Origin of the sequence: Micromonospora sp. L5, from assembly GCF_000177655.2 — a bacterium.
GTDB classification, from domain to species: Bacteria; Actinomycetota; Actinomycetes; order Mycobacteriales; family Micromonosporaceae; genus Micromonospora; species Micromonospora aurantiaca.
The window spans coordinates 3,694,150-3,720,698 of record NC_014815.1; the positions used below are offsets into that span (position 1 = coordinate 3,694,150).

Annotated in this window: 22 protein-coding genes and 2 tRNA genes; 19 read left to right on the plus strand and 5 right to left on the minus strand. The window is 73.4% G+C overall.

The window, feature by feature from the left end; genetic code table 11:
* Positions 1 to 18 precede the first annotated feature (18 nt).
* From ML5_RS17485 to ML5_RS17540, 12 genes are all read left to right on the plus strand, one after another.
* A complete protein-coding gene (locus ML5_RS17485) occupies positions 19 to 1,191 on the plus strand; it encodes a Gfo/Idh/MocA family protein (RefSeq protein ID WP_369752285.1) in 1,173 nt (390 codons plus the stop codon).
* Positions 1,192 to 1,401: 210 nt separating this feature from the next.
* Entirely contained in the window at positions 1,402 to 2,550 is a 1,149-nt protein-coding gene (locus ML5_RS17490; protein ID WP_013475564.1) for an inositol-3-phosphate synthase, read from the plus strand.
* Complete coding sequence (locus ML5_RS17495) at positions 2,547 to 3,455, plus strand: SCO3242 family prenyltransferase (RefSeq protein WP_013475565.1); 909 nt, start codon at positions 2,547 to 2,549, stop codon at positions 3,453 to 3,455. The genes ML5_RS17490 and ML5_RS17495 overlap by 4 nt, the downstream gene beginning before the upstream one ends.
* Complete coding sequence (locus ML5_RS17500) at positions 3,452 to 4,348, plus strand: sugar phosphate isomerase/epimerase (RefSeq protein WP_013475566.1); 897 nt, start codon at positions 3,452 to 3,454, stop codon at positions 4,346 to 4,348. The genes ML5_RS17495 and ML5_RS17500 overlap by 4 nt, the downstream gene beginning before the upstream one ends.
* Before the next feature lie 34 nt (positions 4,349 to 4,382).
* Complete coding sequence (locus tag ML5_RS17505) at positions 4,383 to 4,988, plus strand: EboA domain-containing protein (protein ID WP_013475567.1); 606 nt, start codon at positions 4,383 to 4,385, stop codon at positions 4,986 to 4,988.
* 1 nt (position 4,989) lies between these two features.
* Complete coding sequence (locus ML5_RS17510) at positions 4,990 to 5,841, plus strand: TatD family hydrolase (protein ID WP_013475568.1); 852 nt, start codon at positions 4,990 to 4,992, stop codon at positions 5,839 to 5,841.
* Positions 5,841 to 7,028 carry a metabolite traffic protein EboE gene (gene eboE / locus ML5_RS17515; RefSeq protein WP_013475569.1) on the plus strand — a complete coding sequence of 396 codons (1,188 nt, stop codon included), beginning with the start codon at positions 5,841 to 5,843 and terminating at the stop codon, positions 7,026 to 7,028. Before ML5_RS17510 ends, eboE begins: the two co-directional genes overlap by 1 nt.
* Positions 7,025 to 8,419 carry an alkaline phosphatase family protein gene (locus ML5_RS17520; protein ID WP_013475570.1) on the plus strand — a complete coding sequence of 465 codons (1,395 nt, stop codon included), beginning with the start codon at positions 7,025 to 7,027 and terminating at the stop codon, positions 8,417 to 8,419. The genes eboE and ML5_RS17520 overlap by 4 nt, the downstream gene beginning before the upstream one ends.
* Positions 8,416 to 9,483, plus strand: a complete 1,068-nt coding sequence (locus ML5_RS17525) for a polyprenyl synthetase family protein (RefSeq protein ID WP_013475571.1) — start codon at positions 8,416 to 8,418, stop codon at positions 9,481 to 9,483. Before ML5_RS17520 ends, ML5_RS17525 begins: the two co-directional genes overlap by 4 nt.
* Positions 9,484 to 9,758: 275 nt before the next feature.
* The gene (locus ML5_RS17530) at positions 9,759 to 12,593 is read left to right on the plus strand and encodes an RICIN domain-containing protein (protein WP_013475572.1); all 2,835 of its coding nucleotides are present in this window, start codon (positions 9,759 to 9,761) and stop codon (positions 12,591 to 12,593) included.
* A gap of 17 nt (positions 12,594 to 12,610) precedes the next feature.
* A complete protein-coding gene (locus ML5_RS17535; RefSeq protein WP_013475573.1) occupies positions 12,611 to 14,719 on the plus strand; it encodes a ThuA domain-containing protein in 2,109 nt (702 codons plus the stop codon).
* A gap of 173 nt (positions 14,720 to 14,892) precedes the next feature.
* Complete coding sequence (locus ML5_RS17540; RefSeq protein WP_013475574.1) at positions 14,893 to 15,903, plus strand: sugar phosphate isomerase/epimerase; 1,011 nt, start codon at positions 14,893 to 14,895, stop codon at positions 15,901 to 15,903.
* A gap of 4 nt (positions 15,904 to 15,907) precedes the next feature.
* Here ML5_RS17540 and ML5_RS17545 read toward each other — a convergent pair whose 3' ends face one another.
* Positions 15,908 to 17,092, minus strand: a complete 1,185-nt coding sequence (locus ML5_RS17545; RefSeq protein WP_013475575.1) for an ROK family transcriptional regulator — start codon at positions 17,090 to 17,092, stop codon at positions 15,908 to 15,910.
* A gap of 96 nt (positions 17,093 to 17,188) precedes the next feature.
* Positions 17,189 to 17,575: a hypothetical protein gene (locus tag ML5_RS17550; protein ID WP_013475576.1), complete on the minus strand. Its 387-nt coding sequence runs from the start codon at positions 17,573 to 17,575 to the stop codon at positions 17,189 to 17,191.
* Positions 17,576 to 17,842: 267 nt separating this feature from the next.
* On the opposite strand from ML5_RS17550, the gene ML5_RS17555 reads away from it, so the two are divergent.
* The 4 genes from ML5_RS17555 to ML5_RS17570 all read left to right on the plus strand — a co-directional run bounded on the left by ML5_RS17555 (position 17,843) and on the right by ML5_RS17570 (position 21,652).
* A tRNA-Asn gene (locus tag ML5_RS17555) sits at positions 17,843 to 17,915 on the plus strand.
* Between the two features lie 176 nt (positions 17,916 to 18,091).
* Complete coding sequence (locus tag ML5_RS17560) at positions 18,092 to 20,227, plus strand: MMPL family transporter (protein WP_013475577.1); 2,136 nt, start codon at positions 18,092 to 18,094, stop codon at positions 20,225 to 20,227.
* Positions 20,220 to 21,455 (plus strand): NAD(P)/FAD-dependent oxidoreductase, encoded by a 1,236-nt coding sequence (locus tag ML5_RS17565; protein WP_013475578.1) that lies wholly within the window; start codon positions 20,220 to 20,222, stop codon positions 21,453 to 21,455. Before ML5_RS17560 ends, ML5_RS17565 begins: the two co-directional genes overlap by 8 nt.
* A 120-nt stretch (positions 21,456 to 21,575) precedes the next feature.
* A tRNA-Ile gene (locus tag ML5_RS17570) sits at positions 21,576 to 21,652 on the plus strand.
* Positions 21,653 to 22,526: 874 nt separating this feature from the next.
* Here the strand turns inward: ML5_RS17570 and ML5_RS17575 are convergent.
* Both ML5_RS17575 and ML5_RS17580 read right to left on the minus strand, forming a co-directional pair.
* A complete protein-coding gene (locus ML5_RS17575; protein WP_013475579.1) occupies positions 22,527 to 23,201 on the minus strand; it encodes a hypothetical protein in 675 nt (224 codons plus the stop codon).
* A gap of 344 nt (positions 23,202 to 23,545) precedes the next feature.
* On the minus strand, positions 23,546 to 24,016 hold the full coding sequence (locus ML5_RS17580) for a hypothetical protein (protein WP_236619223.1): 471 nt from the start codon (positions 24,014 to 24,016) through the stop codon (positions 23,546 to 23,548).
* 73 nt (positions 24,017 to 24,089) lie between these two features.
* Between ML5_RS17580 and ML5_RS17585 the strand changes: the two genes are divergently transcribed.
* Positions 24,090 to 24,530 carry a DUF732 domain-containing protein gene (locus ML5_RS17585; RefSeq protein ID WP_225319569.1) on the plus strand — a complete coding sequence of 147 codons (441 nt, stop codon included), beginning with the start codon at positions 24,090 to 24,092 and terminating at the stop codon, positions 24,528 to 24,530.
* Positions 24,531 to 24,554: 24 nt separating this feature from the next.
* Here ML5_RS17585 and ML5_RS17590 read toward each other — a convergent pair whose 3' ends face one another.
* Positions 24,555 to 25,346 (minus strand): aminoglycoside N(3)-acetyltransferase, encoded by a 792-nt coding sequence (locus ML5_RS17590; protein WP_013475582.1) that lies wholly within the window; start codon positions 25,344 to 25,346, stop codon positions 24,555 to 24,557.
* A 136-nt stretch (positions 25,347 to 25,482) separates the two neighbouring features.
* Here ML5_RS17590 and ML5_RS17595 point away from each other — a divergent pair, with 136 nt between their 5' ends.
* Positions 25,483 to 25,989: a SigE family RNA polymerase sigma factor gene (locus ML5_RS17595; RefSeq protein WP_013475583.1), complete on the plus strand. Its 507-nt coding sequence runs from the start codon at positions 25,483 to 25,485 to the stop codon at positions 25,987 to 25,989.
* Positions 25,986 to 26,471 carry a hypothetical protein gene (locus ML5_RS17600; RefSeq protein WP_013475584.1) on the plus strand — a complete coding sequence of 162 codons (486 nt, stop codon included), beginning with the start codon at positions 25,986 to 25,988 and terminating at the stop codon, positions 26,469 to 26,471. Before ML5_RS17595 ends, ML5_RS17600 begins: the two co-directional genes overlap by 4 nt.
* The last annotated feature ends 78 nt before the right edge of the window (positions 26,472 to 26,549 follow it).

The following is a 26,549-nucleotide window of genomic DNA, read 5'->3' on the forward strand; positions in this document are numbered from 1 at the left end:
AGCATCCTGCGGGTCGGCATGGTCGGCTACGCGTTCATGGGCGCCGCGCACTCCCAGGCGTGGCGCACCGTGAACCGGGTGTTCGACCTGCCGGCGCGGGTGCGGATGGCGCTCGTCTGCGGCCGCGACGAGCCGAAGGTGGCCGAGGCCGCCGACCGGCTCGGCTGGGACGGCTACACCACCGACTGGCGGCGGCTCGTCGAGTCCGACGAGATCGACGTGGTCGACATCTGCACGCCGGGGGACAGCCACCGCGAGATCGCACTCGCCGCGCTCGCCGCGGGCAAGCACGTGCTGTGCGAGAAGCCGCTCGCGAACAGCGTCGCCGAGGCCCGCGAGATGACCGAGGCCGCGGCCCGGGCACGCGAGTCCGGGGTACGCGCGATGTGCGGCTTCAACTACCGGCGGGTGCCCGCTGTCGCCCTGATGCGGCAGCTGGTGGCCGACGGGCGGATCGGCGAGATCCGGCACGTCCGGGCGACCTACCTCCAGGACTGGATCGTCGACCCGCAGTTCCCGCTGGTGTGGCGGTTGCAGAAGGACAGGGCGGGCTCCGGCGCGCTCGGTGACATCGGCGCGCACATCATCGACCTGACCCAGTACGTCACCGGCCAGCTCGTCACCGGGGTCAGCGCGCTCACCGAGACGTTCGTGCGTCAGCGGCCGCTCGTCGCCGGGTCGAGCGGCCTGGCCGCGCAGGCCGACGGCAACGGCAGCGCGACGGGCCAGGTGACAGTTGACGACGCGGCGGTGTTCGTGGCCAGGCTCGACGGGGGAGCGCTGGCCACGTACGAGGCGACCCGGTTCGCCACCGGCCGCAAGAACGCCCTGCGGGTCGAGATCAACGGCTCGCGCGGCAGTGTCGTGTTCGACCTGGAACGCCTCAACGAGCTGGAGTTCCTGGACGCCACCCGGCCGGCCGCCGAGCAGGGCTTCAGCCGGATCCTGGTGACCGAGCCGGACCACCCGTACCTGGGTGCGTGGTGGCCGCCCGGCCACATCATCGGCTACGAGCACTCCTTCACCCACCAGGCGCGCGACTTCGTCGAGGCGGTCGCCACCGGCGCCGACCCGGCCCCGTCGTTCGCCGACGCGTTGCAGGTCCAGCTCGTGCTCGACGCGGTGACCCGCTCGGCCGAGCGGGCCGCCTGGACGGAGGTGGAGCCCGCTCTGGCCGAAGCTTCCGCCTGACCCGAGACGGCCCCTACGGGGTCCGTCGACACTCACCGGCGCCGGCCGGCGAGGGCCCGCCGCGGTTGCGCCCCGCGGCGGGGACGAGGCCGGCTCCGGGGAGCGTGCCGCCGGTGTCCGCCGGCACGACCAGCACGGCCCTCCGGTGCGGCCGGACCGGGATTCCCCGGCCGCACCGGTGGACCGGCCTTACCTGGGGAGGTAGCGCGAATGCGTACGGGTGTCTGGCTGGTGGGTGCGCGCGGCTCGGTCGCCACCACGAGCGTGGTCGGGGGACTGGCCCTGCGGGCCGGGCTCACCGCGCCGACCGGCTGCGTGACCGAGCTGCCCGACCTGCGCGGGCCCGCCCTGCCGGGCTTCGCCGATCTCGTCTTCGGCGGCCACGACGTGGTCGCCACCCCGCTCACCAAACGCGCCGAGGCGCTCGCCGCCGCAGGCGTGCTGCCCGCCCGGCTGGCCGACGCCGTGGCGCCCGACCTGGCCGCCGTCGAGGCGTCGCTGCGGCCCGCGCCCACCGAGGGCGGCCAGGGTGAGCGGATCGCCGCCGTGGTGCGCGACCTGACCGAGTTCCGCACCCGGCACGGGCTGGACCGGGTGGTGGTGGTCAACGTCGCCGCCACCGAACCGGCGCCCGCCCCGCACCCGGCCCACAGCGACCTGGCCGCGCTGCGCGACGCGCTGACCGGCCCGGCCGACGTGCTGCCGCCCAGCTCCGGATACGCGTACGCGGCGTTCACCGCGGGCTGCCCGTACGTGGACTTCACCCCGTCGACGGGCGCCCGCCTGCCGGCCCTGGCCGCGCTCGCCGCCGAACGAAAGCTGCCGTACGCCGGGCACGACGGCAAGACCGGCGAGACGCTGCTCAAGTCGGTGCTCGCGCCGATGTTCGCGATGCGGCACCTGGCCGTGCGCTCCTGGTCCGGCACGAACCTGCTCGGCGGCGGCGACGGCGCCACGCTCGCCGACCCGGCCGCCAACGCCGCGAAGGTGGGCAGCAAACAGCGGGTGCTCGCCGAGACGCTCGGCTACCTGCCGCAGGGCCACACCCGGATCGAGTACGTCGAGGAACTCGGCGACTTCAAGACCGCGTGGGACCTGGTCACGTTCGCCGGTTTCCTGGGCACCGGAATGCGGATGGAGTTCACCTGGCACGGCTGCGACTCGGCGCTCGCCGCGCCGCTCGTGCTGGACCTGGCCCGGCTCACCGCCGCCGCGCACGCCGCCGGCCGCCACGGCCCGCTGACCGAGCTGGCGTTCTTCTTCAAGGACCCGCTCGGCGCGACCGGCCACGCGCTCGGTGAACAGTGGACGGTGCTGCGGGAGTTCGCCGCCGGCCTGCACGCCCGGGTGACGCCGTGACCCGCCTGGCCGACCTGGCCGAGCTGGTCCGGGCGCCCGCCGCGCTCTCCGTACCCGGGGACGTGCTCTCCGGCGCGGCGGCCGCCGGTGCGCTCGGTCCGCGTACACCGGCCCTGGCCGGCGCGTCGGTGCTGCTGTACTGGGCCGGGATGGCCGCCAACGACTGGGCTGACCGGCGGCTGGACGCGGTCGAGCGGCCGGAGCGGCCGATCCCGTCCGGCCGGGTGCGCCCGTCGGTCGCGCTCGGCGTCGCGTCCGGCCTGACCGCCGCCGGGCTCGCGGTCGCCACCGCCGCCGGGGGCCGCCGGGCGGCGGCAGTCGCGCTGCCGCTCGCGGCCACGATCTGGGGGTACGACCTGCGCGCGAAGAACACCGCCGCCGGGCCGGCGGTGATGGCCGCGTGCCGAGGGCTGGACGTGCTGCTCGGCGCGTCCGGCGGGCGGGTGGTCCGGGCGCTCCCGGCCGCGCTCACAGTCGCCGCGCACACCTGGACCGTGACCGCGCTGTCCCGCCGCGAGGTGACCGGCGCGGACCGGCGTCTGCCGGGCCTCACGCTCGCCGGCACCGCGCTGATCGTGCTCACCACCCCGGCCCGGCCGACCGTGTTAAGCGGGGCCCCCTCCTCTACCGGATGCGTTAAGAGGGGGCCCTTCCTTCGGCTCGGGGAGCTGGTTCCGGCGGTGCTCGCCGCCGGGTACGCCGCCCGGTACGGCCGGGCGCAGGCCCGCGTGCTCGCCGACCCGTCACCGGCCCGGGTCCGGGCCGCAGTGGGCGCCGGGATCACCGGGCTGCCCGCGTTGCAGGGCGCGCTGACCGCCCGCGCCGGGGCCCGGCTGCTCGGCCTCGCCGTGGCCGGCGCCGCGCCGCTCGGCCGCCGCCTGGCCCGACTGATCTCACCGACATGACCGCCGCGCCGGCCACCCGGCCCACCGCCGGCCCGCTGTCCGGGCCGGGCGCGCTGCGCTTCGGGTACGGCACCAACGGCTTCGCCAACCACCGGCTCGGGGACGCGCTCGCGGTCCTCGCCGACCTCGGCTACGTGGGCGTCGCGCTCACCCTCGACCACGACCACCTGGACCCGTTCGCCCCCGGCCTGGCCCGCCGGGTCGCCGCCGTCAGTCGACGGCTGGACGCGCTGGGGCTGGCCGTGGTGGTCGAGACCGGCGCCCGGTACCTGCTCGACCCGCGGCACAAGCACGCGCCGACGCTGCTGCACGACGACCCGGCCCGGCGGGTGGAGTTCCTGCGCCGGGCCGTCCGGATCGGCGCCGACCTGGGCGCGGAGGCGGTCTCCTTCTGGGCCGGGGTACGCCCACCCGGCGTACCACCCGGCGTCGCCGCCGACCGCCTGGTGGCGGGCTGCGCGACGGTGTGCGCCGCGGCGGCGGAGGCGGGCGTGCCGCTGGGCTTCGAACCGGAGCCGGGCATGTTCGTCGAGGACATCGCCGGGTGGTGGCGGCTGCGCGAGGCGCTGGGCGCGCCGCCCGGCTTCGGCATCACGCTCGACATCGGGCACTGTCGCTGCCTGGAGCCGATGCCGGTGCCGCAGTGCGTGTCGGCGGTCGCCGCGCACCTGGTCAACGTGCAGATCGACGACATGCGCCGGGGCGTGCACGAGCACCTGGAGTTCGGCACCGGCGAGATCGACTTCCCGCCGGTGCTGCGCGCCCTGGCCGACGCCGGCTACCGCGGGCTGGTGGCCGTGGAACTGCCCCGCCACTCGCACGCCGCACCGGCCGTCGCCGCCCGCTCACTGGACTTCCTGTGCGCCGCCGCCTCGCGCGGCGAGGGGCGGTGACCCACCACCTTCCACCCGGCAGAGGGGAGACGGCATGACACCCGACCGACTGCGCGCCGCGCTTCGGGGCGTACCCGATCCGCAGTGGCTGGACGCGGCGCTGCGCCGCGTCGCGACCGAACCCACGGCCATCGGGCGGTTCTTCGCCGCCGCCGCCCGGCGGTGCGGTCGCCTGCCGGTGCCCGACCCGCCCGGCTGGACGGCGGACGAGGCGGCCCGGGCGCTGCTGCTGACCGCGCTGCCGCACGGCCACGCCGCCGCCGCGGAGACGCTGTACCGGCAGGGCGACGCCGCCGAGAAACGCGGCGTGCTGCGCGCGCTGCCGCTGCTGCCGATCGGCGCGGAGTGCGTGCCGCTGCTGCACGACGCGATCCGCACCAACGACACCCGGCTGGTGGCCGCGGCGCTCGGCCCGTACGCCCGGCACCTGGAGCAGGCGACCTGGCGGCAGGCGGTGCTCAAGTGCGTGTTCACCGGCGTGCCGCTGGCGGTTGTCGACGGCCTGCCGGAGCGGGCCGACGGCGAGCTGGCCCGGATGCTCGCCGCGTTCGCCGCCGAACGGCACGCCGCCGGCCGCGACATGCCCGCCGACGCGACCGACGTGCTGCGCCGGCTGACCATCCCCACCACGGAGGCGTGACATGCGCATCTTCGACCCGCACATCCACATGACGTCCCGCACCACCGACGACTACGAGCGGATGGCCGCCGCGGGCGTCCGCGCGGTGGTCGAGCCGGCGTTCTGGCTGGGCCAGCCGCGTACGAGCGTGGACAGCTTCGTGGACTACTTCGACTCGCTGATCGGGTGGGAGCCGTTCCGGGCCGGCCAGTTCGGCATCCGGCACCACGCCACTGTGGCGCTGAACCCGAAGGAGGCGAACGACCCGCGCTGCCGCCCGGTGCTCGACCTGCTGCCCCGCTACCTGGACAAGGACGGCGTGGTGGCGGTCGGCGAGATCGGCTACGACGCGATGACGCCGGCCGAGGACGCCGCGCTGGCCGGTCAGCTCGCCCTGGCCGTCGCGCACGACCTGCCGGCGCTGGTGCACACGCCGCACCGGGACAAGGCGCGCGGCGTCGAGCGGACGCTTGCGGTGGTCGCCGAGTCGGGCATCCCGCCGGGACGGGTGCTCGTCGACCACCTCAACGAGGTGACCGTCGAGCTGGTCCGGGACACCGGCTGCTGGCTGGGCTTCTCGATCTATCCGGAGACGAAGATGTCGCCGCCGCGGATGGTGGGGCTGCTGAAGCGGTACGGCACCGAGCGGATGCTGGTGAACTCGGCGGCCGACTGGGGCCGGTCGGATCCGCTGCTGACCCGGGCCACCGGGGAGGCGATGCTGCTGGCCGGGTTCGACGCCGACGACGTGGACCGGGTGCTGTGGCGCAACCCGGTCGAGTTCTACGGCCAGTCCGGCCGGCTCGACCTGACCGACCTGGAGGCGAGCGACCCCACCTTCGCCGGCAACTCGATCGCCCGTGGGGGGCAGTGATGCGGCTGCGCCACGCCGACGGCACGACCGTCCATCTCGGCTACTGCACGAACGTGCACCCGGCCGAGGACCTGCCGGGCATCGTCGCCCAGCTCGACACGTACGCGGTGGCGGTCCGCCGGGCGCTCGACACCGACCGGCTCGGGCTCGGACTCTGGCTGGCCGCGCCGGTCGCCGCCGCGCTCGCCGCCGACCCGCCGGCCCGGCGCCGGCTGCGCCACGAGCTGGCGGTACGCGGGCTGGAGGTGGTCACGCTCAACGGCTTCCCGTACGCCGCGTTCCAGGCCCCTGTGGTCAAGGGCGCGGTGTACCACCCGGACTGGACCACGCCGCAACGGTCGGCGTACACGCTGGACCTGGCCCGGGTTCTCGCCGACCTGCTGCCGGACGACGCCGTCCGGGGTTCGATCTCGACGCTGCCGATCGCCTGGCGCACCCCGTGGGATTCCGGGCGGGCCGCCACCGCCCGGCGTCGCCTGGACGCGCTGGCCGAGGGCCTGGCCGCCGTGCAGCGGGAGACGGGCCGGGTGATCCGGGTCGGCTTCGAACCGGAACCGGGCTGTCTGGTGGAGTCGACGGGACAAGCACGCGAGGTATTCTCAGACATGGATACCGACCGGCTCGGGATCTGCGTGGATCTCGCGCACCTGGCGTGTGCCTGGGAGCAGCCGGCGGATGCCCTGGCCGGGCTGCGTGCCGCCGGTCTCCCCGTGGTGAAGGTCCAGGTGTCCGCAGCGGTCGAGGCCCCTGACCCGCCCGCCGCGAACGCGGCGCTGCGCCGGTTCGTCGAACCGCGCTTCCTGCACCAGACGCGGGCTGCCGGTTGCGCCGGCGCCGCCGATCCGGCCGATCCGGCGTACGCGGCCGACGACCTCGACGCCGCGCTCGACGCGCGGCTGCCCGGGGCGTGGCGGGTGCACTACCACGTGCCGTTGCACGCACCGCCCGAGCCGCCGCTGCGCTCCACAGCGCCGGTGCTGCGCGAGGCGCTGGCCGCGTTGTACGCCGGTCCCGTCGCCGGCTGCGACCACCTCGACGTCGAGACGTACACCTGGGGGGTGCTGCCGGAGGCGCGGCGGCCGCGCGGCGACGCGGAGCTGGCCGCCGGCATCGCCGCCGAGCTGGCGTTCGCCCGCGACGAGCTGACCGCGCTCGGCCTGGCCACGACGGTGGGGGCGCCCTCATGAGCCGGCGGCTCGTGGTGCTCGACGTGGTCGGGCTGACGCCGCGGCTGCTGGCGCACATGCCCCGGCTGCGCGCGGTGGCCGACGCCGGGTTCGCCGCCGAGCTGGGCACCGTGCTGCCGGCGGTGACCTGCTCGGCGCAGTCCACGTTCCTCACCGGCGAGCTGCCCGCCGGGCACGGCGTGGTGGGCAACGGCTGGTACTTCCGCGACCTGGGCGAGGTGCTGCTCTGGCGGCAGCACAACGGGCTCGTCGGCGGCGAGAAGGTGTGGCAGGCGGCCCGCCGCGTCGAGCCGGGCTACCGGGTGGCGAACGTCTGCTGGTGGTACGCGATGGGCGCGGACGTGGACTGGACGGTCACGCCGCGCCCGGTCTACCACGCCGACGGGCGCAAGGAGCCCGACTGCTGGACCGACCCGCCCGAGCTGCGGGACACCCTCACCGACGCGCTCGGCACGTTCCCGCTGTTCAGCTACTGGGGGCCGGGTGCCGGGCTGTCGTCCTCGGCGTGGATCAGCCGGGCCGCGCAGCGCATCCTCGCCGATCACGCTCCCGACCTGACGCTGGTCTACCTGCCGCACCTGGACTACGACCTGCAACGCTTCGGCCCGTCCGGCCCGCAGGCAGCCGCCGCGGCGGCGGAGCTGGACACCGTGCTCGGCCCGCTGCTCGACGCCGCGCGGGAGCGGGACGCCACAGTGGTGGCGTTGTCCGAGTACGGCATCACCGACGTGTCCCGCCCGGTGGACGTGAACCGGATGCTGCGCGCCGAGGGGCTGTTGCGGGTCTACACCCAGGCCGGGATGGAATATCTCGACCCGTGGACGTCGCGGGCGTTCGCGGTGGCCGACCACCAGGTGGCGCACGTCTACGTCAAGGATCCGGCGGACGTGCCGGCGGTGGCGAAGCTCTGCGCGTCGCTGCCGGGCGTGGCCGAGGTGCTCGACGCCGCCGGGCAGGCCGGGTACGGGCTGGATCACCCCCGCTCGGGTGAGCTGGTGCTGGTGGCCGAGCCGGACGCCTGGTTCACGTACTACTACTGGCTCGACGACGCGCGGGCGCCCGACTTCGCCCGGCTGGTGGAGATCCACCGCAAGCCCGGCTACGACCCGGCCGAGCTGTTCTTCGACCCGGCCGCGCCGGGTGCGGCGAAGCGCCGCGCCGCGGTGGCGCTGGCCCGCAAGAAGCTCGGGCTGCGCTACCTGATGTCAGTGGTGGGGCTGGACGCGGGCGCGCGTGCGGTGCGTGGTTCACACGGGCGCCTGCCCGCCGACCCGGCGGACGGCCCGGTGCTGCTCTGCTCCGACCGGGCCGCGATCCGGCCCCGGGTGGAGGCCACCGATGTGAAGGCGTTGCTGCTCGAACTCGCCGGACTGGCCAGGGAGGCACCATGACCGTAACCGTCGCACCGACCGATCCGGCCCTGCTGCGGGGCCGCTTCGACGCCGCGCTAGCCGCGTTCCTGGACGCGAGAGAGCCGGATCGGCCGGACGACGGTACGGGGGCCGTCCACACCGCTGTGCGCTGGTTCGTCCTGGCCGGCGGTAAGCGGATGCGGCCGCTGTTCTGCTACTGGGGCTGGCGGGGGTTCGGTGGCCCGGACGCCTCGCCGATCGTGGTCGCCGCCGCCTCGCTGGAGCTGTTCCACGCGTTCGCGCTGATCCACGACGACATCGTGGACCGCAGCGACCGCCGCCGGGGCGCGCCGACGCTGCACCGGTTCTTCGCCGAGCTGCACGCCGCGTCCGGCTGGCCGGGCGACCCGGCGGCGTACGGGCGGCAGGCCGCGGTGCTCTGCGGCGACCTCTGCGCCACCTGGTCGGCGCAGATGTTCCACGGGTGCGGGTTGCCGCCCGAGCGGCTGCGCCGGGGGCACGTGCTGCTGGCCCGGATGCGCTCGGAGGTGATCGCGGGGGAGTACCTGGACGTGGTCGGGGCGGCCGGGGACGGTTCGGTGGCGAACGCGCTCACAGTGGTACGGCTGAAGACGGCCCGCTACACGGTGACCCGTCCGGTGCAGATCGGTGCCGCGCTCGCCGGTGCGGCGCCGGAGGAGGTGGCCGCGCTGGCCGGGTTCGGCGACCCGCTCGGTGACGCGTTCCAGCTGCGCGACGACCTGCTCGGCGTCTTCGGTGACCCGTCGGTGACCGGCAAGTCCAACCTGGACGACCTGCGTGAGGGCAAGCCGACGGTGCTGCTGGCGCTGGCCCGGGCGTCCGCCTCGCCGGCCGGTGCGGCCCGGCTGGGGGAGCTGGTCGGCGATCCCGGCCTCGACCAGTCGGCCGCGGCCGAGGTGCGGGGCATCGTCGAGGAGTCCGGTGCCCGGGAGGCGGTGGAGCGGATGATCCGTACCCGGGCCGACGCGGCACTTGTCGCGCTGGACGCGTTGCCGCTGGCGGAACCGGCGCGGCGGGTGCTGGCGGCGCTCGCGGAGCGGGCGGTCGACCGCCACGAGTGACACCTACTTTTGTCGCTGAGCGCCGAAAGTCAAAGCCAATCGATCAGAAGCTATGGACAGGCTGATCGAAAGGTCTTAATGTCGTGCACAGCACAACGCTGTTTCGCCGAGGCGACCGCCCCGCACCGCCCGCCTCGGCGAGGTGACCTCCGGTCCCGACCGGAGGTCGCGGCCCGCCGACCTCCCCGGCAGGCCGGCGCAGCATCCCCCTGCTCGGCATCCGGCGCGACGCGCGCCCGTTCCTGGCTGCGCGCGTCAGGAAGGGACAGCACAGCATGTCCAGCCACCACCACCCCCGTGCCCGACGACCGTTCGCCGCTGCCGCAGCGCTGCTGCTCGCGGCCACCGCCGGCACCGTCACAGTGGCCGCGGCGTCCGTCCCGGCGTCCGCCCACCCGATCCCGGCGAGCGACTTCCAGCAGGTCGAACTCGCCCGCGGTGTCGCCGAGACCGGCGAACCGATGTCGCTCGCGGTGCTGCCCGACCGGTCGGTCCTGCACACCGCCCGCAACGGCACGCTGCGCCGCACCGACGCGGCCGGCGCCACCACGGTCATCGGCACGCTGCCTGTCTACACCCACGACGAGGAGGGGCTCCAGGGCGTCGGCGTCGACCCCGGCTTCGCCTCCAACCGGCACATCTACCTCTACTACGCGCCGCCGCTGTCCACCCCGGCCGGCGACGCGCCCGCCACCGGCACCGACTTCTCCGCCTGGCAGGGCGTCAACCGGCTCTCCCGGTTCACCCTCAACGCCGACTTCACGCTCAACCAGGCCAGCAAGGTCGACGTGCTCGACGTACCGGCCGACCGGGGGCTGTGCTGCCACGTCGGCGGCGACATCGACTTCGACGCCGCGGGCAACCTCTACCTGTCCACCGGCGACGACACCAACCCGTTCGACTCGGCCGGCTATGCGCCGATCGACGAGCGCACCAACCGCAACCCCGGGTACGACGCGCAGCGCAGCGCCGGCAACACCAACGACCTGCGGGGCAAGATCCTGCGGATCAAGGTGAACACCAACGGCACGTACTCGATCCCGGCCGGCAACCTCTTCGCGCCCGGCACCGCGCGGACCCGCCCGGAGATCTACGCGATGGGCTTCCGCAACCCGTTCCGAATCAGCGTCGACAAGGCCACCGGCGTCGTCTACGTGGGCGACTACGGGCCGGACGCCGGCACCACCACGGCCCGCGGCCCGTCCGGGCAGGTCGAGTTCAACCGGGTGACAGCGCCCGGCAACTACGGCTGGCCGTACTGCACCGGCACCAACACCGCCACCGAGACGTACGCCGAGTGGGACTTCGCCGCCGGCACCGCCGGCCCGAAGTTCAACTGCACCGGCGGGCCGACGAACAACTCGTTCCGCAACACCGGCCTGGCCACGCTGCCGGCGGCGAAGCCGTCCTGGATCCGCTACGCCGGTGACGCCGGCAGCCCGCCCGAGTTCGGCGGCGGCTCCGAGTCGCCGATGGGCGGCCCGGTCTACCGGTACGACGCGGCGAACCCGTCCACCACGAAGTTCCCGCAGTCCTTCGACGGGCAGTTCTTCGCCACCGAGTTCGGCCGGGGCTGGATCAAGCCGATCCACGTCGGCGCGGACGGCTCACCCGGCACCATCGACAGCTTCCCGTGGACCGGCAAGCAGGTGATGGACTCGGCGTTCGGCCCGGACGGCGCGTACTACGTGCTCGACTACGGCACCGGCTACTTCAACGGCGACGCCAACTCGGCGCTGTACCGCTTCGACTACCTGGGCGGCGCCAACCGCGCCCCGGTGGCCCGCGCCGCGGCCGACCGGACCTCCGGCGCCGCGCCGCTGACTGTGGCCTTCTCCTCGGCCGGCTCGTCCGACCCGGAGGGCGGCGCGCTGACGTACGCCTGGACGTTCGGCGACGGCGGCACCTCGACCGCCGCGAACCCCTCGCACACCTACACCACCAACGGCAGGTACACCGCCACCCTCACCGTGCGCGACCCGCAGGGCGCCACCGGCACCGCGAGCGTGACGATCACAGTGGGCAACACCGCGCCGACAGTCGTCATCGAGACGCCCGGCAACGGCAAGCTGTTCTCCTTCGGCGACACCGTGCCGTTCCGGATCACCGTCACCGACCCGGAGGACGCCACGATCGACTGCACGAAGGTCAAGATGACCTACGTGCTCGGCCACGACCAGCACGGCCACCAGATCACCTCGGCGACCGGCTGCACCGGCTCGATCGCCGTACCCGTCGACGGTGAGCACGACGACGCGGCGAACATCTTCGCCGTCTTCGACGCCGAGTACACCGACTCCGGCGGCCTCACCACGCACACCCAGCACACGCTCCAGCCCCGGCACCGGCAGGCCGAGCACTTCAAGACCTCGTCCGGGATCAACACGTTCGACAAGGCCACCGCCGAGGGCGGCAAGACCGTCGGCGACATCCACAACGGGGACTGGATCGCGTTCCAGCCGTACCTGCTCGCCGACGCCACCGGGTTCACCGCCCGGGTGTCGTCCGCCGGAGCCGGCGGCACGCTCCAGGTGCGGTCCGGCTCGGCCACCGGCACCGTGCTCGGCTCGGCCACCGTCCCGGTCACCGGCGCCTGGGACACGTTCACCACAGTCACCGGCACGATCGCCAATCCGCCGGCCGGCACCACCACGCTCTACCTGACGTTCGCCGGTGGCACCGGGGCGCTCTACGACCTGGACGCGTTCACGCTCACCACGTCGGCGGTCCGTACCGGCCCGGTGAAGGGCCTGGCCGGGAAGTGCCTGGACGTGCGCAACGCCGCCACCGCCGACGGCACCCAGATCCAGCTCTACACCTGCAACGGCACGACGGCGCAGTCGTGGACCGTGACGCCGAACGGCACCGTGAAGGCGCTGGGCAAGTGCCTGGACGTATCCGGCGGGGCCAGCGCGGACGGCACGAAGATCCAGCTCTACACGTGCAACGGCACCGGCGCGCAGAACTGGTCCGCGCAGGCCGACGGGACCGTGCGCAACCCGCAGTCGGGCAAGTGCCTGGACGTGTCCGGCAACAACTCGGCCGACGGCACGGCGGTGCACCTGTGGACCTGCACCGGCGCGGCGAACCAGCGCTGGACCCTGCCGTGAGGATGAAGGAGAACCAGATGAAACTCGTGCGTACCGCACTGGGGGCGGTGACCGCCGTCCTCGCCACCATCGCCTGCACCGTCCCCGCGGGCCCGGCAGCCGCCGCCGACGCCCCCTACGACGTGCTCGTCTTCTCCAAGACCGCCGGCTTCCGCCACGACTCCATCGCGGTCGGCACGCAGGCCGTACGGGAGCTGGGCGCGGCGAACAACTTCACCGTCACCGCGACCGAGGACGCCGCCCAGTTCACCACCGCCAACCTGGCCCGCTTCGAGGCGGTGATCTTCCTCAACACCACGGGGGACGTCCTCAACGCCACCCAGCAGTCGGCGTTCGAGGCGTACATCGGCGCCGGCGGCGGGTACGTCGGCGTGCACTCCGCCGCCGACACCGAGTACGACTGGCCGTTCTACGGCAACCTCGTCGGCGCCTGGTTCGCGTCCCACCCGGCCATCCAGCCGGCCACGGTGAAGGTGGAGGACCGGGCGCACGCCGCCACCGCGCACCTGCCGCAGCGGTGGAACCGCACCGACGAGTGGTACGACTACCGCACCAACGCCCGCTCCACCGCGCACGTGCTGGCCAGCCTGGACGAGTCCACGTACTCCGGTGGCTCGATGGGCGGCGACCACCCGCACGCCTGGTGCAAGACGTACAGCGGCGGCCGGTCCTTCTACACCGGCGGCGGCCACACCCAGGCGTCCTACGCCGACGCGGCGTTCCGGGCGCACCTGCTCGGCGGCATCCGCTACGCCGCCGGGCGCACGAAGGCCGACTGCCGGCCGGAGACCGGCTACACCGCGCTCTACAACGGCGGCACCACCGGCTGGTCGCAGGCCGGGCCGGGCAGCTTCACCAACGCCGACGCCACGCTCACCTCGGTCGGCGGCATGGGCCTGTACTGGTACAGCGCGAAGCAGTTCACCAACTACTCGCTGAAGCTGGACTGGCGGCTGGCCGGTGACGACAACTCGGGCGTGTTCGTCGGCTTCCCGCCGTCGAGCGACCCGAACTCGGCGGTGAACAACGGCTACGAGATCCAGATCGACCCCACCGACGCGGCCGACCGGACCACCGGCGCGGTCTACGGCTTCAAGTCCGCCGACCTGGCGGCCCGGGACGCGGCGCTCAACCCGGCGGGGGAGTGGAACACCTACGAGATCCTGGTCGAGTCCGAGCGGCTCCAGGTCTTCCTCAACGGCGTGCGGATCAACGACTTCACGAACACCGACCCGGTGCGGTCGCTCGCCGGGCACGTCGGCATCCAGAACCACGGCACCGGCGACGACGTGTCGTTCCGCAACATCCGGATCAAGGAACTCGGCGGCACGCCGCCGCCGACCGGCAACACCACCGTCCAGGCCGAGGCGTTCGGTTCGGCGAGCGGCGTCAGCGCGTACCCCAAGGCCGGCGCCAACGGCGGCCAGACCCTGGGGTACGTGGACCCGGGCGACTGGGCCGCGTACCCGGGTCTGGACCTGACCGGTGTGACGTCGCTGCGCGCCCGGGTGGTCTCCGGCGGCCCGGGCGGCACACTCCAGGTGCGGACCGGCTCGCCGACCGGCCCGGTGCTCGGCCAGGTGGCGGTGCCGAACACCGGTAGCTGGACCACGTTCGCCGACGTGAGCACCGCGCTCACAGGCGTGCCGTCCGGTACGCAGACGGTCCACCTGACGTTCACCGGCAGCGGCTCCGGGCTGTTCGACGTCGACGACTTCACGCTGGTCCGCTCGACCGGCACCGGCGGCGCCGGCCCGATCAAGGGCCTCGCCGGCAAGTGCCTGGACGTGCGGAGCGGATCGTCGGCCGACGGCACCCAGATCCAGCTCTACACCTGCAACGGCTCGTCGGCGCAGTCGTGGACCGTGACGCCGAACGGGCCGGTGAAGGCGCTCGGCAAGTGCCTGGACGTGTCGGGCGGCGGCAGTGCGGACGGCACGAAGATCCAGCTCTACACGTGCAACGGCACGGGCGCGCAGAACTGGTCCGCGCAGGCGGACGGCACGGTGCGTAACCCGCAGTCGGGCAAGTGCCTGGACGTGTCCGGCAACAACTCGGCCGACGGCACGGCGGTGCATCTGTGGACCTGCACCGGCGCGGCGAACCAGCGCTGGACCCTGCCCTGACGGAGGCCATAGAGTGGAGGCGGCGACCGCGAGGTGGCCGGTGACCCGGCGGGAGGCGCAACCCGCCCGGGAGCAGACGCTCCGGCGTCCACCGGTTCCCACGCGCCGCCGCCTCCGGTCGTCCTCGCCCCGGTCCGCGACGGAATCCCCCATCACCACAGGGGAGAAGGACAATGGCGCGACCCATCACGCTCTTCACCGGCCAGTGGGCCGATCTGCCGTTCGACGAGGTCTGCCGGCTCGCCGCCGAGTGGGGCTACGACGGGCTGGAGATCGCCTGCTGGGGCGACCACTTCGAGGTGGACAAGGCGCTCGCCGACGACTCGTACGTGGAGCGCAAGCGGGCCACCCTCGCCAAGCACAACCTCCAGGTGTTCGCCGTCTCCAACCACCTGGTCGGGCAGGCCGTCTGCGACCACCCGATCGACGAGCGGCACCAGGACATCCTGCCGGCCCGGATCTGGGGCGACGGCGAGCCGGAGGGGGTGCGGCAGCGGGCCGCCGAGGAGATCAAGGACACCGCGCGGGCGGCGGCGAAGCTCGGCGTGAACACCGTCGTCGGCTTCACCGGCTCGTCCATCTGGCACACGGTGGCGATGTTCCCGCCGGTGCCGCCGGCCATGATCGAGCGCGGCTACCAGGACTTCGCCGACAGATGGAACCCGATCCTCGACGTGTTCGACGAGGTGGGGGTGCGGTTCGCGCACGAGGTGCACCCCAGCGAGATCGCCTACGACTACTGGACGACGAAGCGCACGCTGGAGGCGATCGGGCACCGGGAGGCGTTCGGGCTCAACTGGGATCCGTCGCACTTCGTCTGGCAGGACCTGGACCCGGTGAACTTCATCTTCGACTTCGCCGACCGGATCTACCACGTCGACTGCAAGGACGCGAAGGTCCGTACCGGCGACGGGCGGCGCGGCCGGCTCTCCTCCCACCTGCCCTGGGCCGACCTGCGGCGCGGCTGGGACTTCGTCTCCACCGGCCACGGCGACGTGCCGTGGGAGGACTGCTTCCGGGCGCTCAACGCGATCGGCTACGACGGCCCGATCTCGATCGAGTGGGAGGACGCCGGCATGGACCGCCTGGTCGGCGCGCCGGAGGCGCTCCAGTTCGTCCGCCGCCTGGCGTTCGACGCCCCGAGCGCCGCATTCGACGCCGCCTTCAGCAGCAGCCGCGACTGACCGGTCAGCGGGCGGCGTAGACCTGGTCGCTGACCAGGCGCGCCGCCCCGACCAGGCCGGCGGTGTCGCCGAGGTCGGACAGGACGATCGGCATGCTGCCGGTGGCCAGCGGCGTGGACCGCCGGTAGACCACGCCCCGGATCTCCGCGAGCAGCACCGGCCCGATCCCGCCGGGTGCGCCGCCGATGATCACGATGGCCGGGTTGACGAAGCTGACCAGCCCGACCAGCACCCGCCCGAGCCGGCGGGCGGCGTCGCGCACCAGCGTCTGCGCCGCCGGGTCGCCCTCGGTGGCCGCCGCCGCCACGTCGGCCACCGACAGCGTCCCGGCCGCGGCCAGCCGGTCCGCCAGCGCCGTCGAGCGCCCGGCCCGCGCGGCGCTCACCGCCTCGCGCACCAGTGCGACATCCCCGCAGTACGCCTCGACGCACCCGTTGTTGCCGCAGCCGCAGAGCGGCCCGTCCTCGGTGAGCTGGAAGTGGCCGATGTCGCCGGCCCCGCTGGCCGCACCCCGGTAGAGCGCGCCGGCGAGCACCAGCCCGCAGCCGATCGCCTCGCCCAGCTTGACGTAGAGGAAGTCGTCGAACGGGCGGCCGGTGCCGGCGTGCCGTTCGCCGAGGGCCATCGCGTTGGCGTCGTTGTCGACCTGCACCGGGCAGCCCAGCTCGGCGGCGAGCGTGTCGCGTACCGGGAAGCGGTGCCAGCCGGCCAGGGCCGGCGCGGACACCGGCGTGCCGTCGCGGACCTCGACCGGCGCGGGCAGCGCGACGCCGACGCCGGTGAGCGACGACAGTCCCGCCTCGACACGCAGTTTGCCGAGCAGTTCGACGATGCGCCCGACCACCACGTCCGGGCCGAGCCGGACGTCCACCGGCTCGTCGTGCCGGGCGAGCGGGTTCAGTTCGCCGTCGGTGAGCGCGACCCGCAGGAGGCCGTCGCCGACGAGCACCGCGCCGAACCGGACCTGCGCGCCGATGCGCAGCAGCGACGAGCGGCGTCCGCCCCGGGACGCGGCCGGTCCGGCGGTCTCCACCAGGCCGAGCGTGGTCAGCCGGTCGACCTCGGCGGCGAACCGGGCCCGGGGCAGGCCGAGGAGGTCGGCCAGCTCGACCCGGGAGCGTGGGCCGTCGTCGCGCAGCAGGCGCAGCAGTCGTGCCTGATCCGCCGTCTCCGGTCCGACCATCGGCATCTGGTCACCTCCCCACGGAGAATGTGCCACATCGCCGCCCGCGCACACGGGAGCGGGCCGGTCACCCGGAGGTGACCGGCCCGCTGTCCGCTGGTGTCAGAGCGTGTTGCCGGTGCTGGACGGCTTGGTGCTCGTGCCGGTGGTGGTCGAGCCGGACGCGCTGGTCGAGCCCGTCCCGTTGGCGCTGCGGCTGCCGACCGCGGCCGGCGTGCCGGCGAACGGCTTGTCGGCGTCGGTCATGCCCGGCTTGCCGCCGTTGGTGGCGAGCTTCTCACCGAGCTTGGTGTGCCCCAGCTTGTCCTTGCCCTCCGAGTAGAGCCGGGTCGCCTGGGCCTGCGCGACCCCGGCCGCCTCCTGGACGGTCGGGTGGTCGAGCACCTTGCGCCCGCGGACCACCAGCTCCTCGTACTTCTCCCGGCCGGCACGGGCGCCCAGGACGAATCCCGCAGCCAGCCCGCCAAGAAACATGATCTTTCCGCGCATGGCGGCTCCTTCCGTACCTGACGCTCTCGCCGGTTTCCGCCAGCTCGGCGGAATGACCGTCTCGCGCCTGCTTCTCTGTCGACGGCTAACTACCCATCCTGCTCTCCGCTCATGCCTCCCTGTGCCGAGATGACGATTTGTCCGTAATCCTGGCGCGTCAGCCGGTCCGGTCCTCCTCCGGTAACCCCCTGGCGCACCACCCCCCGATGTCCTGTACTCTTGTCCCCGTCGCACGGAGCGGAGAGATCCGAACCGAGCGGTGCACGGTCCCCTGTAGCTCAATTGGCAGAGCAGCCGGCTGTTAACCGGCAGGTTATTGGTTCGAGTCCAATCGGGGGAGCTTCGCTCCACGTCACGCCCGTCGGCATCGCCGGCGGGCGTTAGTCGTCGCTGGCCCCCTTCGCGTGCCTGGCTGCCCGGTTTCCGCCCCCGAGTCCTCGTTCGCCCGGCAGGATGGTCGGCGTCGACTTAGACTCCCGCTGCGTCGATTGATGCGTCGATTCGAGGACGGTGGAGATGGCCGCAGGACGCAGCCGCTGGACCGCGACGCTGATCGCGGTGGCGGTGGTGCTCGGCTGGCTGATCGTCGGCGGCATCGCCGGCCCCTACTCCGGCAAGCTCGGCGAGGTCTCCACCAACGACAACGCCTCCTTCCTCCCGGCCGACGCCGAGGCCACCCGGGCGCAGGACCTGGCCGCCGGATTCGTCGACCGGGAGACCACCCCGGCACTCGTGGTCTACGAACGACCCGGCGGCCTCACCCCCGCCGACCAGCAGCGCATCCGGGCCGACGCGGCCCGCTTCGCCGAGGTGCCGGGCGTGGTCGGTCCGCTGCCGCCACCGGTCGTCAGCCAGGACGAGCAGGCCGCCCAGGTGATCGTGCCGATCGACAGCTCCGAGGGCGAACAGATCCGGTCCGTTGTGGAACGCCTGCGCGACATCGCCGGCCCGGACCGCGACGGGCTCACCGTCGACGTGGCCGGACCCGCAGGGCTGCTCGGCGACCTGATCGAGGTGTTCGGCGCGATCGACGGGCCGCTGCTCCTGGTCACGCTGACAGTGGTGCTGGTCATCCTGCTCGTCGTCTACCGCAGCCCGGTCCTCTGGATCTTCCCGCTGCTGGCCGCCGGGATGTCGTACTCGCTCGCCGCCGTCTTCGTCTACCTGCTCGCCGACCACGACATCGTCAAGCTCAACGGGCAGGCACAGGGCATCCTCACCGTGCTCGTCTTCGGCGCCGGCACCGACTACGCGCTGCTGCTCATCGCCCGCTACCGGGAGGAACTGCACCGGCACGAGCGCCCGTGGGACGCCATGCGGACCGCCTGGAAGGGCGCCGCCCCGGCCATCATCGCCTCCGGCGCCACAGTCATCGTGAGCCTGCTCTGCCTGCTGCTGTCCAGCCTCAACTCCAACCGCGCGCTCGGCCCGGTCAGTGCCGTCGGCATCGCCGCCACGCTGCTGGTCATGCTCACCTTCCTGCCCGCGCTGCTGGTCCTCGGCGGCCGGTGGGCGTTCTGGCCCCGGCGACCCCGCTACGACCAGGCCGACCCGCGCACCGAGCACGGCATCTGGGGGCGGATCGCCGGCTTCGTGGCGCGCCGTGCGCGTACCGTCTGGGGCGTCACCGCCGTGGTGCTCGCCGCCCTCGCGATCGGGGTGACCCAGCTCGGCGCCACCACGCTCGGCCAGTCCCAGCTGTTCACCCAGCGCACCGACTCGGTGGCCGGGCAGGAGGTCATCGACAGGCACTTCCCGGCCGGCACCGGCAGCCCCGCCACCATCTTCACCACCCAGGGCACCGCCCGGCAGGTCGCCCAGGTGGCGCAGGGCGTACCGGGAGTCGCCTCGGTGCTGCCGCTCGGCGAGCGGGGCGAGAACGCGCCGCCCGACCCGAACGCGCCCCCCAAGGTGGTCGACGGGCGGGTGCAGCTCAACGTCACGCTCGCCGACCCGCCGGACAGCAACGGCGCCGAACGCACCATCCGCGACCTGCGCGAGGCGGTGCACCGGGTACCCGGCGCCGACGCCGTGGTCGGCGGCTTCACCGCGATCAACGTGGACACCGCCGACGCCTCGGTACGCGACCGCGACGTGATCATCCCGGTGGTGCTGCTGGTCATCGCGGTCATCCTGGCGCTGCTGCTGCGCGCCCTGGTCGCCCCGGTGCTGCTGATCGCCACCGTGGTGCTGTCGTTCCTGGCCACGCTGGGCCTGTGCGCGCTGCTGTTCCGGTACGTCTTCGACTTCCCCGGCGTCGACCAGTCGTTCCCGCTGTTCGCGTTCGTGTTCCTGGTCGCGCTCGGCATCGACTACAACATCTTCCTGATGAGCCGGGTCCGTGAGGAGTCGGTGCGCCGCGGCACCCGCGCCGGTGTGCTCGCCGGGCTGGCCGTCACCGGCGGCGTGATCACCTCCGCCGGCATCGTGCTCGCCGCCACGTTCTCCGCGCTCGCCGTCCTGCCGCTCGTGGTGCTCGTCGAGCTGGGCGTGGCGGTCGCTGTCGGCGTACTGCTGGACACCATCGTGGTCCGCTCGCTGCTGGTGCCCGCGCTCGCGTACGACATCGGGCCGAAGGTCTGGTGGCCGGGCCGCTTGTCGCGGTCGCACCGCGAGGGCGACCGGGCCGGGGCGGGGGTGGACCGTGCCTGACACGGACGTGGTGATCGTCGGCGGCGGCCTGGCCGGTCTCGCCGCCGCCCGGCGGCTGCACCGCGCCGGCGTGCCGTGGCGGCTGCTGGAGGCGGGCGACCGGCTCGGCGGGCGGGTCGCCACCGACCGCGTCGACGGGTTCCTGCTCGACCGGGGCTTCCAGGTGCTCAACACCGCCTACCCGCGGCTCACCGGACTGGTCGACGTCGGCACTCTCACGATGGGCTGGTTCACCTCCGGCGTGCTGGTGCGCCGCGGCGACCGGCTGGAACGCCTGGTCAACCCGCTGCGCGAACCCACCGGCGCACCCGGCACGCTCACCGCGGGCATCGGATCGCTGACCGATCGGTTGCGGTTCGCCACGCTCGCCGCCGGCTACGCCACGGTGCCGGTCGGGCGGCTCCTCGACACACCCGAGACCAGCGCCGAGAAGGCGCTACGCCGGGCCGGGCTCTCCGACGCGATCATCGAGGAACTGCTCCGGCCGTTCCTGTCCGGCGTGCTGCTCGACCGCGAGCTGGCCACCTCCAGCCACGTCCTCGCGGTCGTCATGCGCTCCTTCGCCCGCGGCCGGATCGGCCTGCCCGCGGACGGGATGCAGGCGCTGCCGAAGGCGCTCGCCGCGCCGCTGCCCGCCGAGCTGATCGAACTGAACACCCCGGTCACCGACGTCGCGCCCGGCCGGGTCCGCACCCCGTCCGGCGAGATCACCTGCCGCGCCGTCGTGGTCGCGGTGGACCCGCCCGCGGCGGCCACGCTGCTGCCAGGGCTGTCGAAGGTACGCATGCACGCGTACACCACCTACTACCACCGCACCGACACGGCGCCGCTGGACGAGCCGATCCTGCTGCTCGACGGCGACCGGCGGGAACTGATCGCCAACACGGTGGTGGTGAGCCGGGCCGCGCCCACGTACGCGCCGGACGGCCAGCACCTCGTCGCCACCTCGGTGGTCGGCCCGCAGGCGCCGCCCGAACCGGTGATCCGGCGCGAACTGGACCGCCTCTACGGCCGCTCCGCCGCCGACTGGACCCACCTCACCACAGTCGCCGTGCCGGACGCGCTCCCGGCGACACCGCCACCACAGGGCCGGCTGCGCAAGCCGGTGGCGCTCGGCGACGGCCTGTACGTGGCCGGGGACCACCGGGACAGCCCGTCCATCCAGGGCGCGCTCGCCAGCGGGTGGCGTACGGTCGGCGCGGTCCTCGCGGAGTTGCGGCGCGGGTGAGCCATCGGCGGGTAGCGCGTTGTTATCCTCGCGTTGCCCATCGTGCTGTCGCGGCCGTGTTTCCGCCCGGTAGGTGGTGGTCCGCGCAGCGATCGGCGGGTTACGATCCGGCGCGGTCACGGGGCGGTAGCTCAGCCGGTTAGAGCAGGGGACTCATAATCCCTCGGTCGCGGGTTCGAACCCCGCCCGCCCCACCACCCGTTTTCCCTGGTCGGCCATGCTGGTGGCGACCCGCACGCACCGCGTCGAGGTCCGGTTCGACGCTCTCAGTCCGCACTGAGGCCGGTCTACGACTGCGACGAGGAGACAGCGAAGTTCCTGGCGAGCCTTCCTAGGAACTTGGCGGGTCGGTTCCGTCGCACGGGACACCGATACCTAGCTGTACTTGCGCCGTCTGCCCCCGCGACCGAATTGTGAGCGGTAGGCAGGTCGCCCGCGCAACCCACGTGCCGCCGACGAAGGCCAGCCACTGAGATTGGTCGTCGACAGGTGCGCAGGCGCGCACACGGGCGCGCACGGCCGGCACCACTGACGAGCCCCATCCGAGACGCGCCCTGTCCTCCCAGCCGGGTGCCACCCGAAGATCGACCACTGCGCCGCCGCGTACGACCAATCCCCATTTGGCGAACAGCCGGGCTGCCGGGTCCGGTTGCCCCGATTCCTCTGCTTGGAGCACCGGCCGGTCAGGTACCGCGACGTCCTCTCCCACGAGCCGATAACCCGCCGGCGGTTCCTGCATCGCATCGACCGATACAGTGCATGACTCCTGCCTGGCGCTCCCGTCAGTTGACGGGGACGCGCTCGGGTCAGTACCCAGAGATGCAGTTGGTGCGGGTGGTCGGGCCTCACCCTGGCCGGAACCGCTTGAGGACGTACAGGCTGCTGGCGTCACCATCAGGCAGACGCTGAGCGGCCACCACAACATGCGGCTGGTCCATCGCACGCGCGTCACCTCCTGAACGGCGAGGCCTTCGACGGTTGGGGCGCGACCCGTGAAGCGTCACCGTACCGAAAGGCGGGATGCGTTCGATGCCGCCCGCCCTGCCACGCGAGACGCCCTGCGCAGCCGAGCTACCAGTACCTGCCGCAGGTCGGCTCGAGCTTGTCGACCGCGCTCTCCAGGTCGCCCGTGTCGCTCGCCACCTTCACGATCGCTTCCGCATATTCGAGCTTGGGCTTGATCGAGCGGACCTCGACGTCCTTCCGGCCTGCGGCCATGGTGAGCACCTGGAACTTCTTCCGCAGCGTGCGGTCGGTCTGCTCGCCGGCCACCCTGTTCGCCACCGCCTCGAGGTTGACCAATCGGGTGGACGCCTCCGCCCGGGCGTTGACGAGCTCGGCCTCCACTGTCGAAGTGGAGGCGACCCCGACCAGGATGATCAGGCCGGCGATGGCCTTCTCCAACGGACCTCTGACGGTGGTGCAGGCCGCCTTGCTGCTGGTGGTGGCCACTTGCGTGGCCTTCCTGGTCGTGGGCGCGGCCGCGGGGGCCGTCGAGGACCGGGGAGTCCCCGAGGACCGTGAGGTCTGCGAGGGGCGGGGGGTCGGCGAGGGCTCGGGCGCGAGGCTCGGTGTGGCCGTCGGCGCCGAGGGCATGGGAGTGGGTGACTCCGTATCGGTGCTCGCCGCCACGGCGGTGGGCGTGCCCGGCGTCTCGTCGGCGCGGCCACACGCCGAGGCGGTGAGCAGCATCGCAGCGACCGCCACGCAGAGCCCGAACCGTCGTACCGTCACGTCGTATCCCATCTCGCGATCTTGCGGGAGCGTGACGATACATGTCGCACGCAGTGGCGGCCATCAACCAGATGGACCGCCCGGGTGACAATCGCGCGCATGAGCGCTGCTGACGTCGTAACGGTTGATCTCACTTCGGATCAGCGGTTCCTGCTACGGCGCGGGTTGGCCGAGTGGGGTGGCCCCGCGCATTCCACTGATGAACTCGCCCGGGTCATGGGCTTCCAGGACCGGGCGGACCTCTACCACGGCGAGGGCCGGGCCCGTCGGGAGCGCTCTACCCAACTCACGCCTGCGGTTGGTGCCGCGCCGAGCCGGGGCCGCCTCGGGAGATGCCCGCTCCTGGAAGCCGGCGCTCATTGCTCGGGCACGACCCGGACGATGCTGCTGCCACTGGACGTGGCGTTGCCTCCGTCGATCACTGAGGTGACCAGGTCGTAGAAGCCCGGCTCGGCGTCGGGGCCGATCACGATCGTGCTGGCGGGACGCTCGCCCGGAGTGCCGGTCGGCCGGACCGGTGTCGCCGTGAAGGTGACGAGCCCCGGGACCGCCGAAGCGGCCTTGAGGTCGTCCACAGTGCCGTACGGGCCCGTCAGTCGTGCGGTCAACTCGACCTGCGGGGAGGTGGAGCCCGGCTCGTCCGGGGACTCGACCGTCCAGTGGACGGTCAGGGTCTGGCCCGGTTGGTACGGCCTGTCGACGTTTAGGTCCTCGCAGCAGGTGTACGGCGGCGGCACCTCCGCCACCATCTCGGACGGTTCGGCGGCGCAGGCTGCCAGCAACGGAACGGCGAGGCAGCTGAGAAGGCGCAGGCGCGGCGAGTTCATGCGCGAGATCGTAGGCGTGGCGCGCCGCTGCCAGGGGGCGGCGGGCAGATGCACCGCAGTCTATGGTTGCGGCGTGAACAGACGCCTGTGGGTGGTGTCGGCACTGGCCGTGACCGCGCTGCTCGCCTTGCCGGTGACCGTCGTCGGCGTCCACGTGACCCACCCTCGGGACGAGGACGGATACCTGGCGTACCTGAAGCAGTACGGCGACCGGCAGAACGGTCGGCCGCTGGCGGTGTTGCCGCCGACCGCGGATCTGGTCGCCGAGGGCGACGCGGCATGCGACTGGTTGCGCGAGCAGCCGTACGCGCTCTGGCGGCACGATCCGGAGTACCGGGAGCTTGTCGTCTACGAGCGCTACGTCCGGCAGGTCGAGAACCGCCTGCCGGCCTGGGGCGACGAGCTGCCCGACCGGCGATCGGTGACGGGAGCCGCGTGGACCCACCTCTGCCCGGCGGAGTGGGAACTACGCCAGCCCCGCCGTAACCCCTTCGCCCCCAAGCCGCCGGACTGAACGCCCAGCGCGCCGCAGGCGCGGTCAGTGCGCGCGGTTCGTGGCCATCCAGGCGGTGGCGAAGTCGACCAGGGTGCGCTGGCGCATCAGCCGTGCCGTCGCGCTGGCGACCTGGCCGGTCGTCGCGCCGCCTGTCGCCTCGAAGTCGGTGCCCAGCCGGTCGAAGTCCTCCTCGTCGGTGACGACGTCGGTCCACGTGGTCCACCGGCTCGTGCCGTCCGGCAGCCGTACCGCCGAGCCCGTCACCGCCCGCGGCGGCGACGCCTGCCGCCACTCCGCGAGGTGCAGCGAGGTGTTGGAGCTGTGGTCGCAGCCGAGCAGCAGCACCTTGCCGTCGAGCCGGTACACCGCGCCGAGCGGTGAGTGCTCGCCCAGCGCGTCGTCGAGGCGGTGTCCCTCCACGACGTCGGCGGCGTGCGCGCCGAGCGCGGCGAAGGACACCTGCGGGTGGTCGCTGCGGCGGGCGCCCGGCCAGGTGCGTACCGTCTCGGCGACCGCGCCCATCCACCGGCTCGGCGTGCACGCCGGGTCGAAGCCGGGCGTCTGCGCGCGGATGACCGGCCACCACGCCTCGGGTACGGGCGGATGCCGCCACTCGGCCGGGTCGGTGTTCTCCGGGGTGTGCGTCGGCACGACGAGGGTGCCCTCCGGCCCGAGCGCCGCCAGCAGCGCCCGCACCACCGCCTCGGTGCGACCGGCGACGAACCCGAGACTCCGGTACGACGAGTGCAGCAGCAGAACGTCACCCGGGACGATGCCGAGCGCGCGCAGGTCGTACGCGATCGAGCTGACGGTGTGCGGTGCGGCCTGGTCCACCCGCCGCAGTGTAGGCGGGGCCGAGCCTGGACCGGGGACGGTGCCGACGCCCGCGGAAACCGTTTCGCCGATCCCGGGATAGCGGCGGTGCCTTCCGGCGTCTGTCACTGGTGAACGAGGAGACGAGGGTGGTGCGGTGGACGAGGACGAGCGGGCGGTGCTGGCCGAGTTCGTGGCGAGCCGTGCCCCGGCGCTGATACGGGTCGCCTACCTGCTCACCGGTGACCGCAGCAGTGCCGAGGATCTGTTCCAGTCGGCGCTGTCGAAGATCATTCCGAAGTGGCGGAGCATCCGGCACGCCGACCCGGAGGGCTACCTCCGTGCCGTCATGTACCGGGAGCAGGTGAGCTGGTGGCGGCGGTTGCGTCGTCGCCGGGAGTCCCCGGCCGGTGTGCGGGAGCCGGTGGTGGCCGACCCGGCCGGCGGTACGGATCTCCGGCTGGCGTTGCGGGCGGCGCTGTGGGAGTTGCCGCCCGCGCAGCGCACCGTCGTGGTCCTGCGCTACTACGAGGACCTGCCGGAGGCCCAGGTCGCCGAACTGCTGGGCTGCTCGGTCGGGACGGTGCGCAGCCGGACCCACCGGGCGGTCACCCGACTGCGTCAGATCCTGCCGGACAGCGAGCTTCTGGAGATGCGGCGATGAGTGATCCGTTCGAAGGTCTGCTCCGCTCCACCCTCACCGACATCGCCGAGGAGGCACCGACTGTGCAGGACTCATTGACCAGGGCGGAACGGCGCGTGCGTAACCGTCGACGCAACACGGTGGCGGCAGGTGCGGCGGGCATCCTGGCGGTGCTGGTGATCGGGGCGCCGTTTGCCTACGCCGGCCGCGGCGACGACCCGGTGATCTCGCCGCAGCCGGGCACGAGCGCCCCGCAGCCGGACCGGACCGAGCCCGTTCCGGCCCCGCCGGGCCTGGCGTCGCCCGTCCCGGTCGGCCCGGACGGCCGGCGGATGCCGGACGGCGCGGACCCGACTCGCCCGGGCGCACCGTCGCCCGTCCCGGTAGGCCCGGAGGGCACGAGCCCGCCTGACAGCGCGGTCCCGTCACCCGTCCCGCTGGGTCCGGAGGGCACGAGCCCGCCGGGCGGTGCGATGCCGTCGCCCAGCCCCATCAGGCGCTGACCGTCGTACGCCGGCACCCTCCGGGCCGGTGCGAGAGCCGGGCCTGCCCCGACCGTGGCGGGCCCGGCCCTCGGCGCG

Bases quoted from the DNA above. Each gene is read 5' to 3' on its own strand.
- ML5_RS17485 (WP_369752285.1), top strand. From the start codon at position 19: ATGGTCGGCTACGCGTTCATGGGCGCCGCGCACTCCCAGGCGTGGCGC.
- ML5_RS17490 (WP_013475564.1), top strand. From the start codon at position 1,402: ATGCGTACGGGTGTCTGGCTGGTGGGTGCGCGCGGCTCGGTCGCCACC.
- ML5_RS17500 (WP_013475566.1), top strand. From the start codon at position 3,452: ATGACCGCCGCGCCGGCCACCCGGCCCACCGCCGGCCCGCTGTCCGGG.
- ML5_RS17505 (WP_013475567.1), top strand. From the start codon at position 4,383: ATGACACCCGACCGACTGCGCGCCGCGCTTCGGGGCGTACCCGATCCG.
- ML5_RS17510 (WP_013475568.1), top strand. From the start codon at position 4,990: ATGCGCATCTTCGACCCGCACATCCACATGACGTCCCGCACCACCGAC.
- eboE (WP_013475569.1), top strand. From the start codon at position 5,841: ATGCGGCTGCGCCACGCCGACGGCACGACCGTCCATCTCGGCTACTGC.
- ML5_RS17520 (WP_013475570.1), top strand. From the start codon at position 7,025: ATGAGCCGGCGGCTCGTGGTGCTCGACGTGGTCGGGCTGACGCCGCGG.
- ML5_RS17525 (WP_013475571.1), top strand. From the start codon at position 8,416: ATGACCGTAACCGTCGCACCGACCGATCCGGCCCTGCTGCGGGGCCGC.
- ML5_RS17530 (WP_013475572.1), top strand. From the start codon at position 9,759: ATGTCCAGCCACCACCACCCCCGTGCCCGACGACCGTTCGCCGCTGCC.
- ML5_RS17535 (WP_013475573.1), top strand. From the start codon at position 12,611: ATGAAACTCGTGCGTACCGCACTGGGGGCGGTGACCGCCGTCCTCGCC.
- ML5_RS17540 (WP_013475574.1), top strand. From the start codon at position 14,893: ATGGCGCGACCCATCACGCTCTTCACCGGCCAGTGGGCCGATCTGCCG.
- ML5_RS17545 (WP_013475575.1), bottom strand. From the start codon at position 17,092: ATGCCGATGGTCGGACCGGAGACGGCGGATCAGGCACGACTGCTGCGC.
- ML5_RS17550 (WP_013475576.1), bottom strand. From the start codon at position 17,575: ATGCGCGGAAAGATCATGTTTCTTGGCGGGCTGGCTGCGGGATTCGTC.
- ML5_RS17560 (WP_013475577.1), top strand. From the start codon at position 18,092: ATGGCCGCAGGACGCAGCCGCTGGACCGCGACGCTGATCGCGGTGGCG.
- ML5_RS17575 (WP_013475579.1), bottom strand. From the start codon at position 23,201: ATGGGATACGACGTGACGGTACGACGGTTCGGGCTCTGCGTGGCGGTC.
- ML5_RS17580 (WP_236619223.1), bottom strand. From the start codon at position 24,016: ATGAACTCGCCGCGCCTGCGCCTTCTCAGCTGCCTCGCCGTTCCGTTG.
- ML5_RS17600 (WP_013475584.1), top strand. From the start codon at position 25,986: ATGAGTGATCCGTTCGAAGGTCTGCTCCGCTCCACCCTCACCGACATC.